This window comes from Elusimicrobiota bacterium, from assembly GCA_016182905.1.
Taxonomy (GTDB): domain Bacteria; phylum Elusimicrobiota; class Elusimicrobia; order UBA1565; family UBA9628; genus GWA2-66-18.
This window is the reverse complement of sequence record JACPFR010000010.1, coordinates 149,622-158,943: the sequence shown is the minus strand read 5'-3', so window position 1 is coordinate 158,943 and position 9,322 is coordinate 149,622. Positions and strand designations below refer to the sequence as shown.

Annotated in this window: 6 protein-coding genes; all 6 read right to left on the bottom strand. The window is 72.0% G+C overall.

What is annotated here, in order from left to right; all coding sequences use genetic code 11:
- Nucleotides 1-6: 6 nt before the first annotated feature.
- The 6 genes from HYV14_04670 to HYV14_04645 are packed head-to-tail and all read right to left on the bottom strand — an operon-like array spanning nucleotide 7 to nucleotide 9,322.
- On the bottom strand, nucleotides 7-1,809 hold the full coding sequence (locus tag HYV14_04670) for a hypothetical protein (protein ID MBI2385291.1): 1,803 nt from the start codon (nucleotides 1,807-1,809) through the stop codon (nucleotides 7-9).
- A complete protein-coding gene (gene asnB, locus HYV14_04665; GenBank protein MBI2385290.1) occupies nucleotides 1,806-3,749 on the bottom strand; it encodes an asparagine synthase (glutamine-hydrolyzing) in 1,944 nt (647 codons plus the stop codon). Before asnB ends, HYV14_04670 begins: the two co-directional genes overlap by 4 nt.
- Nucleotides 3,749-5,215 (bottom strand): B12-binding domain-containing radical SAM protein, encoded by a 1,467-nt coding sequence (locus tag HYV14_04660; GenBank protein MBI2385289.1) that lies wholly within the window; start codon nucleotides 5,213-5,215, stop codon nucleotides 3,749-3,751. Before HYV14_04660 ends, asnB begins: the two co-directional genes overlap by 1 nt.
- Nucleotides 5,212-6,225, bottom strand: coding sequence for a glycosyltransferase family 2 protein (locus HYV14_04655; GenBank protein ID MBI2385288.1), 1,014 nt, complete (start codon nucleotides 6,223-6,225; stop codon nucleotides 5,212-5,214). The genes HYV14_04660 and HYV14_04655 overlap by 4 nt, the downstream gene beginning before the upstream one ends.
- Nucleotides 6,222-8,672 (bottom strand): NAD-dependent epimerase/dehydratase family protein, encoded by a 2,451-nt coding sequence (locus HYV14_04650; protein ID MBI2385287.1) that lies wholly within the window; start codon nucleotides 8,670-8,672, stop codon nucleotides 6,222-6,224. Before HYV14_04650 ends, HYV14_04655 begins: the two co-directional genes overlap by 4 nt.
- On the bottom strand, nucleotides 8,666-9,322 hold the full coding sequence (locus tag HYV14_04645; GenBank protein MBI2385286.1) for a hypothetical protein: 657 nt from the start codon (nucleotides 9,320-9,322) through the stop codon (nucleotides 8,666-8,668). The genes HYV14_04650 and HYV14_04645 overlap by 7 nt, the downstream gene beginning before the upstream one ends.

Sequence of the window (9,322 nt, the reverse complement as noted above, 5' to 3'; positions counted from 1 at the left end):
GACGGCTTAAGTGCCCGGCATTGCCGCTAGCGCGCGACGAACCTCGTCCGAGCCCGGGAGCAGCTTGGCGAGCGCTCCGAGCAGCGCCCGCCGCTCGGCCGGGGGGCGCGCGCCCTGCAGCTCGAGGCAGCGCTTGACGAAGCCCGTGTCGGAGGTCCGCAGCTTGGCGAGCACGCCGCGCTCGACGTCGCCCAGCTGTCCGCGCACGAGGACGTTGCGGTCCATATAGGCCTCGAGGGCCTCCTTCAGCAGGCCTTCGGCCGTCTTCGTCCGGCCCAGCATGATGTGCGCGCAAGCCTTGAGGATGTTCGCGTCATATCGAAGCATCTGCTCCCGCTGAGTCGGGCCATGCGGCGCCCGCCACCGGATGATCGGCGCCGGCTGGCCGAGCGCCAGGCGCGCGCGCGCCTCCGGCAGGCGATGGCTCGCGACGCGCGGCTCCAGGCGCGTGACCGCCGCGAAGTCCTCGACGGCTCCGGCGCTCTCCCCCCGGGAAAGCCTGACGCGTCCCCGCTCGAGCAGCAGCCAGACGTCGTTCGGGTGCCGCGCGAGCGCGCGGTCGAGGTCCTCCCCGATCGGCGGCCGTCCCCGCCGCAGCGCCGCGGCGTAGGACCCGGCCGCCGCGCCGACGTACGCGCCGGCCGCGAGGACGGCGCCGAGCGAGGCCAAAGTGACCAGGACGGCGAAGCGATAGTCGAGCGAGCCCGGGCTCGGCGCCTCCTCCGTCCCGCGCGACGCGCCGATGAGCGAGGCGGCCAGGATCGCCGCCAGCGGCCACAGCGGCCAGAAATAATTCTGCTCGACCGACATCAGGCAATGGATCGCGATGAAATAACCCGCCAGCAGGCCGAGCTGCTGGAACTCCCGCCGGCGGCGGAAGACCCATAGGCCGCAGACCGCGAGGAACGCCAGGGCCCAGTCCTGGGAGAGCGCGTAAACGGCCCGCTCGGCGATGGACAGGGCGTAGCGCAGAGGATGCCGCAGGACCTCCCGCGCGGCCCAGCCCAGGACGTCGCCGGTGCTCGCGACGTCGACCGAGGGTCCGACGAGCGTGCCGAGGTCTCCCTCGATGCTCCGCACCAGGCCGAGGGCACCGGTCACGATGTTCGCGTTGGCCGCGCCCTGCTCGAACGGGACGAAGCTCCGGTAGATCGTCCAATTCAAGGCGATCCAGGGCAGCAGCAGGAGATACGGCGCCGCGCACAGGATCAGAAGGTGCTTCCAGTACGCTTTCAGCGAGAAGCGGTGATAGGCCCCCCATTCATACAGGGCCAGAAGCGGCGGGAAGAGCACGAGCGGCGAGCGGTAAAGGAGGCCGGCCCCGACGGCCAACGCCAGCGCCGCGCTTCGTCCCGGCGAGGGCGACCGCGCCCTCCAGACCAGAACGCAGGCCGCCAGCAGCACGAACGGCGTGTAGCCGGACTCCGGATAAAAAGAGAAGCTGAAGGCGCCCCCGAGCAGAGCGATGACGGCCGCCCCCGAGAACAAGCCCCCCAGCGGGTGCAGCAGGCAGCCGAGGGCGAAGAGGAGGAGGACGACGAAGGACTGGTAGAGAGCCCGGACGGCGGGCGCGGAGAGGTCCGAATGGTAGCGGATCCGGGCGGCGAGGATCGTCGCCAGCGGCATGCGGTAGGAGGCGATGTCCGCGCGCGCCGCGACGCGATGGAGGACGACCTCGCCGGCCTGCTCGTAGCCGACCATGTCGATAGGCTCGGGGTCGGCGCCGCCGCCGTCGAGGCCGACGGTCCAGCCCAAGGCGATGAGGCCCGCCAGGCACGCGGCGCCGAACGCGGCGACCTTCCGGCTCATACCCACGCGCCCTCGGAGAGGGGCGCGCGCTCACTCGCGACGAGATGCTTCTTGTAGCTCCCCTCGTAGACGAAGAGCTCGAACCAGACCTGGAAATTGAGGATGCACCAGAGCGCCCGGCCGTTGTCCTTGCGCCGCGCCAGATGCTCCCGCCACAGGCCTTGCACGGCCTCTCCGTCGAGCAGGCCCGAGCGCGCGGCCGCCTTCGGGCTGAAATACCGCTCCGCCAGCTCGCGCAGCTCGCCGTAGAACCAGACCGAATAAGGCAGCTCGAGCCCCATGTTCTGGCGGGAAGCGATCTCCGGCGGCAGGAGGCCGCGCATGGCCCGCTTCTGCAGCCGCCGTCCGGAAAAGCCCTTGAGGCGGAAGCGCGAGGGCGTGCGCGAGACGAAGTCGACCAGCGCGCGATCCATGAAGGGGAAGCGCCCTTCCAGGGAATGGGCCGAGAGCATCCGGTCGTTCTTGACCATCAGGTCGTCGATGAAATAGTACTGCAGGTCCAGGAAGGACAGGCGGTCCAGCGGATCCTCGAACGCGAGGCTCCGGTAAAGCTCCTCGAAGAGGTCCTCCGTCGCGGGTCCGCGGCGGCCGCGCCACAGCCGTCCCTTCTCCTCGTCGGAGAGCGCGTGGCGCCAGAAGACGTGCGCCTTCGCGACGCTTTTCTCCGCCCCCTCGGTGAAGCGCTTGGAGAGGAAATCGAAGCTCAGCTTCCGGTGGTCGACCGGAAGGCGCGACACGGCGGCGCGGATCGCCCCGCGCGCCCAGGACGGGACCAGGCCGCGGTAGAGCGCGCGGGCATGGTAGGCGCGATGGGTCTCGTAGGCGTTGAACAGCTCGTCCCCCCCTTCGCCGGAGAGGAGGACGCGGACGTGCCGGCTCGCCTCGCGAGCCAGGATGAACGTGGGCACGGCCGCGCCGTTGCCCGACGGCTCGTCGAGATGGGCGACCGAGGCGAACAAGGTCTCGACCACGTCCCGCGGCCGGATCTCGATCTCATGGTGGATCGGCTTGGCGTAGTCCACCATGACCTTCTGGTAGCGCGACTCGTCGAAGCTCGGCTCGGTCATCTTCAGGGAGAAGGTGTGCAGCCGGGGGCTGGCCCCCAGGTCCTTGGCCAGGGACAGCAGCGAGCCCGTGTCCACGCCCCCGGACAGGGTCAGGCCCACCGGGACGTCCGCGACCAGGTTCCGTTCCACGGAGCCGCGCAGCAGCCGCCGGACCTCCGCCGCCGCCTCGTCTTCATCGAGGCTCTCGTCGGCCCGGTAGTCGATCCGGGAATGCCTCTTCTCCGAGTACGCGCCGGTCCTGAGGTCGACCTCGAGCAGGCGGCCACCGGCCAGCTCGCGGATCCGGAGGAACGGCGTCATCCTCCCCGGGATGTAGGCGAGCGTGAGGAAATGCCAGAGGGCCTCCTCATCCAACTCGCCGCCCAGGCCCGGGACCTCGAGGAGCGCCTTGATCTCGGAGGCGAAGTAGAGCACGCCGTCCCGCTCCGCGTAGAAAAGAGGCCGCAGGCCGTGCGCGTCCCGGACCAGGAAGGCCTTCTGCCGGGCTCGGTCGTAGACGCAGAACGCGAACATCCCGGAGAGCTCGCCGACCAGCGCCGGCCCCAGCCGCTCGTAGAGGCGCAGGACGACCTCGCTGTCCGAGGCGCACCCCGCCGGAAGGGCGAAGCGCTCCTTGAGCTCGCGGAAGTTCGTCACCATCCCGTTGTAGGCGAGCCACGTCTTGCGGTCCTCGCCGGTCATCGGGAGGTCGGACCGGGGCGAAAGGTCGATGACGCGCAGGCGCGCGTTGCCCAGGATCGCGCGCTCCTCCGCGTGAAGGCCGGCCTGGTCCGGGCCGCGATGGCGCAGCGCCTCGAGCATGGCGGCGGCGACCGGCCGCCCCGAGTCCGGGACGTCGCGGCCCAGGCCCAGCGCGCCCACGATGCCGCACATCAGCGCTTCTCCCGGAGCCAGAAATGGAGGTCGCTGCGCGCCCGCGCGGCCGCGAGGAAGAAGCGATAGAGCGGGCCCTCGATGTAGAAGCCGAACGCCCGGCGGCGGATGCGCCAGCGGCTGAGCAGGTGAAGCGGGAAAGCGGCCAGGCTCAGCGGGAAGCGGGACAGGTGCCGGCGGTAGCGGTAGGCCATGAAGCTCGAGAGGTAGAGCTTTCGGGGCAGCCGGGGATCCGCGAGCCAGGAGTCCTCGACGGTGAGGTGATCGTGCCGGGACCAGCCCATGAGGTCCGCGGGCGGCGTGAAGCCCCGCGCCAGCGCGCTGCCGTACAGGTCGCTGCCCGGAAGCGGGACGTAGGATTGGACCTGGACCTCCGCGTCCGGATCGAGCTCGTGGATGCGCTCGGCGAAGGCGAGGACCTCCCCGGACTCGGGGGCGGGGCCGTCGATCGGGAGGCCGTAGATGATCGAGTACACCGCGGGGATCGAGGAGGCTCCCATGAGCTTGAGGCCCTCCTCGATCTGGGAGGCGCTCATGCCCTTCTTGATCACGGCCAGCACGTCGTCGCGGTCCGACTCGATCCCGTAGTAGAGCCATTCGCAGCCGGAGCCCTCCAGGGACGAAAGGAGCTCCCGGGAGAGCATGTTGATCCGCAGGTTCGCCATCCAGCGCATCGAGGTCTCGCGCAGCGCCGCCGCCAGCAGCGCGATCTCGGGCTTGCGCCCTCCCATCAAGGTGTCGTCGTAGATGTCGATGCGGTCCACGCCCAGGCTGCGCAGCGTCTTGAGCTCCGCGGCGACCTTCGCCGGGGATTTGACCCGGACGTTGGCGTGGAAGTTGGGGCTGTAGCAGAAGGTGCACAGGAACGGGCAGCCGCGGGAACCCTCGTAGCCCACGGCCTCGCGCACCGCCGGGAGCAGGAGATAGCGCTTGAGCATCTCCAGGGCCTTCCCTTGATAAACGAACGGGAGCGTCTCGACGTCCGGCGAGGGGCGCGCGGGATTGCAGCGCGGCCGCCCGCCGGCCTTGTGAGCCAGGCCGAGGAGCCCGTCGGCCGGCCGGCCCTCGCGCAGGCGGAGGATCAGCTCCCAGAGCGTCTCCTCGCCCTCGCCGATCACCACGAAGTCGACGAAGTCCTCTTGGATGGTCTCCCGGGCCAAGGTCGTCGGAGTGATCCCGCCCCAGACGACTGCGGCTCCCGGGGCGCCGGCCCGGACGCGGCGCGACAGGCGGGCGGAGGCCTCGATCTGGTAGCCGCCGATCACCGAGAAGCCCACGAGCAGCGGCCCGCGCGCGAGCAAGGCGTCGAAGACCGCGAGCGCGTCGAGGCGCTCGTCGTAGTACTCGACCTCGACGCCCTTGGTCTCCAGGTAGGTTCCCAGGGCGAGGATGGAGAGCGGCGTGTGGGCGTCGTAGTCGTACGGGCTGTTGCGCCCGTAGCAGAGGAGCACGAGGTCCCGCGTCACGAGAACTCCTCCGCGCTCAACGTGACGCGCCCGCGCGCGAGCCGGAGCGCCAGCTCCTCGGCCGCGGAGAAGCAGGCGCTGGCCGACGCCACGACCGCGAGGCCCGCGCTCGCCGGCGCGCACAGCGCGGCGTAAAAGAGGCCGCGCCGCCGCCGGGCGAAGGAGAGGAACGGCCCGTAGGCGTACAGGAAGACCGCGAGCGCCGCCGCGGACCCGAGCGGGCGGCCGGCGAGCGCGAAGGCCAAGGCGGCGGGGACCGCCAAGGTCCCGGCGGCGTAGCCCCGCGTGGTCAAGGCCTTCTCGAAGCGGCCGCCCGTCGCGAAGAAGACCTTCACCCACCAATAGACCCGGCTCGTGAAGATGAAGAGTATCTTGCGCGGCCCGCCCCAATGGTGGTCGACGGCCGCGCTCGGATCGAGCAGCAGCCGGAAGCCGCGCGCGACGATGCGCCGCCCCAGGGCCTCGTTCTCGATCTCCACGCCCTTGGCCGCGGGCCGGTGCCCCGCGAGCGCGTCCATGACCTCGCGGCGGCACAGGGCGCACCAGCCGTTGAAGACGTTGTAGGGCGCGGGCTCGTCGGCGACGAGGAAGGAGTGGTGGACGAACAGCGCGTAGTAGCCCGACCAGAAGCCCGCGTCCAGGGCCGTGCCGCTGTAGATCCCGCAGAGCACGTCGGCCTGCGTGCGTTCCCGGGTCTCGAGGAGCCGCGCGATGACGTCCGGCGCGACGCGGACGTCGGCGTCGAGGAAGAGCAGCAGCGGCGCGCCGGCCAGCGCGAGCGCGCTGTTGCGCGCGCGGGTGACGCCGAGATTCGCCTCGTGGACGACCCATTTCAGGTCCAGCCGGTCCGCGAAGGCGCGCGCCTCCTCCAGGCTCCCGTCCCGGGAGCCGTCGTCGCACAGGCACACCTCGAAATCCGCGAAGTCCGAGCGGCACAGGGATTCGAGGAGCCCCCGCAGCGGGCCGCGGACGTCGTAGAACGGGATGATGATCGAGAGCTTCGGGGTCATCGGCGGGCCGGGAGAAGAACGGTCACGGCGGCGTCCGCCCGCGCGAGCGCCTCCTCGAGGCCCGCCGCCGCCGCTTCGGACGGCGAGAATTCGAGATAGCCGGAGCCCGGCATCAGCCAGCAGGCGTCGCCGGGCTCGAGCCGGCCGGCGATGAACCGGGCCTGCTCGCGCCGCTGCGCGCCCGACGCGAAGTTATAGACGACCGCGGGAAGCCTCGGATCGAGCCCGGCCAGGCCGTTGGTGTCGCGCACCTCGATGCCCAGCGACGAGCCGCGGACGCGGCCGACGAGGCAGGGGAGCAGGTCGGCGATCGAGACGGAGGGGATGATGCGGCACCCGATGCCGCGCGCCTCGCAGTCCTTCGTCAGCCGGTAGGCGAGCCGTCCGTAGTAGTTCGGCATGCCGCGCGTGACGACGGCGCCGCGGCCGAGCTCCTTCATGCCCTTCATCACGAGGCGCGCGCAGGGCGTCGACTGGCCGTCGGAGCGGCGGAAGACGATGGTGCGCATGGGGACGCCGTAGAGGCCCAGCGTGTCGGCGACCGTCTTGTCGGAGAGGTTGCTGAAGAACGCCTCGCACGAGGCCAGCGCCCACAAGGCCTCGACGCTGCTCTGATAGGGCAGGCGAAAGCCCAGCCCCATGATGAGCAGCTCCTTGCCCGGAGGAGGGGCGGGAGCCTTCGGCGCCTCGGAGAGCACGCGCGCCACGTGGCGGTAGAACGCGCACGTGCTCGCGACCTGGCCGTCCTCGGTCGCCTTCTCCGCGGCGGCGAACAGGCGCACGCTCTCGTCGAAGCGCTTGCGGCGGCAGGCGACGTAGGCGCGCCAGAAGTCGCGCACGCCGGCGGGCCACTCTTCCTCGAGCAGCGCGGCGACGGCCTTGTCGTCGTCCTGGAGCACGCACAGGCGCAGGCGCTCCTGGCGCAGGCCGGCGTCGCCGGGCGCCAGGCGGCAGGCCTCCTCGATCGCGGCCCGCGAGCGGGGCAGGTCGCCCTCGACGAAGCGCAGGCGCGAGAGCTGCCGGGGCACGCGGACGTCGCCGGGCGCCAGGCGCGCGGCGCGGACCAGGCACTGCGCCGCCTCCTCGTACTGCGCCTGCTCGAGATGGATGGCCGAGGCGCGGAGGTCGGGCTCGGGGCTGCCGGGAATGGCGCGGCGCATGTGCGCGAACTCGGTCAGGGAGCTCGAGAAAAGCCCGATCCGGTTGTAGGCGTCGGCGCGCTCCGCGCAGGCCCAAGCCGAGCGCTCGCTCTTGCGCGTCGCCACGAGGTCCGAACGCGCGGCGTCGTGCTCCCCCCAGCGCGCGCGCATCATGCCGCGCAGGGCGAGCGCCCAGCCCTCGGGGCCGCGCGGACCGGCGGCCTCGAGCCAAAGCTCGGTCTCCGCCCTGTTCCCGCTCTGAGCGGCGATCAGGGCCTTCATCGCGGGACCGGCGGCCGACCCGGGCAGCCGGCCGATGAAGGCGTCGGCGTCGCGCCCGGCGGCGGCGTGGTCCCCCTTCCGGAAATTCTCCGCGGCGCGGTAGACGAGGTCCCAGGGCGCCGCCGGCTTGGCGGCCGCCGCGGCCTTCCCGCCCGGGGAACCCAGCCAGGGGATCATGTGGCGGCGCTCCTCGGCGCGGCGAGGAGCCTTGACCGCGCCCTTGGCGAGGAGGCGCGCCAGCCCCTGCTCCAGGAGCACGCGCGGGCTCCAGAGCAGCATGCGCCGCGCGAGGGACGGATCGGCGGGATGGCCCGCGCCGGGGCCGTCGGCCTTCGGGGGAGCGTCGCTCGAGCCCATCAGGCGCAGCAGGAGCGCGGCGGCCTCGGCCTCCGTGCGGCCCAGTCCGGTGCCGATCGGGATCGTCAGGCCCTCGACGCCGGAGGCGTGGGACGCGAGCAGGTAGGCCTCCACGACGTCGTCGATCCAGACGAAATCCTTGACCGCCCCCGACGCGCGCGCCGGACGCGCGCCGTCCTTGATGTCGTGCGGGAAGTCCCCCTTCTTCTGGCCGGGCCCGTAGACCAGGTACAGCTCCAGAGTGACGGCGGGCAGGCCGAGGGCGGCGACCTTCGCGGCGAGGGCGGCGTCGTCCTCGCGGGAGGGCGCGTCGTGCGCCGTCCGGACCAGGCGCCGAAGGTCCGGCGCGGCGGAGCGCAGGACCCCGGCGAGGCGCAGGGTCGCCTCCGCCTCGCGCGAGAAGGAGGAGCCGTCGCGCTGCTTGGCGAGGTGGAAGACGACCTCCGGCCGCGCGGCGCCGACCGCGGCGGCCAGGCTTTTCTCGTCGCCGAGGTCGCCGAGATGCCGGGTGAGCCGCCCCCAGGCGGAGCCGAGCTTCTCCGGCGAGGACGTCGGCCGCACGAGGACGTGGACGTCGGCGCCGTCTCGCACGAGGCGGCGCGCGAGCGCGGCGCCGATGAAGCCGGAAGCCCCCGTGACGAGGACGCGCCGGCCGCGCAAGGTCACCATTTCGTCTTGCGCACCTCGAGGGCCTTGGCGGGCGGTATGAGGACCACGCAGCGGTCCCCGGGCTTGAGCTCGGACAAGGGCGCCTCGGTCAGCCCCGCCGGGGCGTACAGGCTCGCCTTATGCCCGGCCGGGTAGCCGCCCGCGAGGCGCTTGAGGGCCGCCTTCCAGCTCGCGGGCTCGCCCCTCTCGGCGTAGAGCACCAGGGGCAGCTCCGTGGTCGCGGACGCGGAGTCGTCGAGCAAGGTCTGCAGGTCGTAGGACTGGATGCCCTGATAGCCGTAGTCGCCGCCGAGGAAGCTCACCGAGCGCGCGAACACGCTGCCGATCGGGGAGATCGCGCCGAGGACGCGGTACGCGAGCCCGGCCTTCTGCGCGCCGAGCTCGACCTCGCGCGCCAGGCGGCTCGAGGACTGCGGATTGCCCCAGACCGCCAGCCCGACGACGCCGCCGCCTTCGGCGGCGGTCTTGAGTATCTCCGCGGCCGACTTCGGCGTCTTGAGGCTCCTGCAGTACCCGCCGAGCCAGGCCCGGGCCTTCTTGTCGTCGAGGTCGGTGTAGACGACCCGGCAGTCGGCGAGCGCCTGGAGGGTCTCGAGCGTCGTCTCCTCGGGCACGCGCACGCCGAGGCCGCAGATGATCATTTTCTCCAT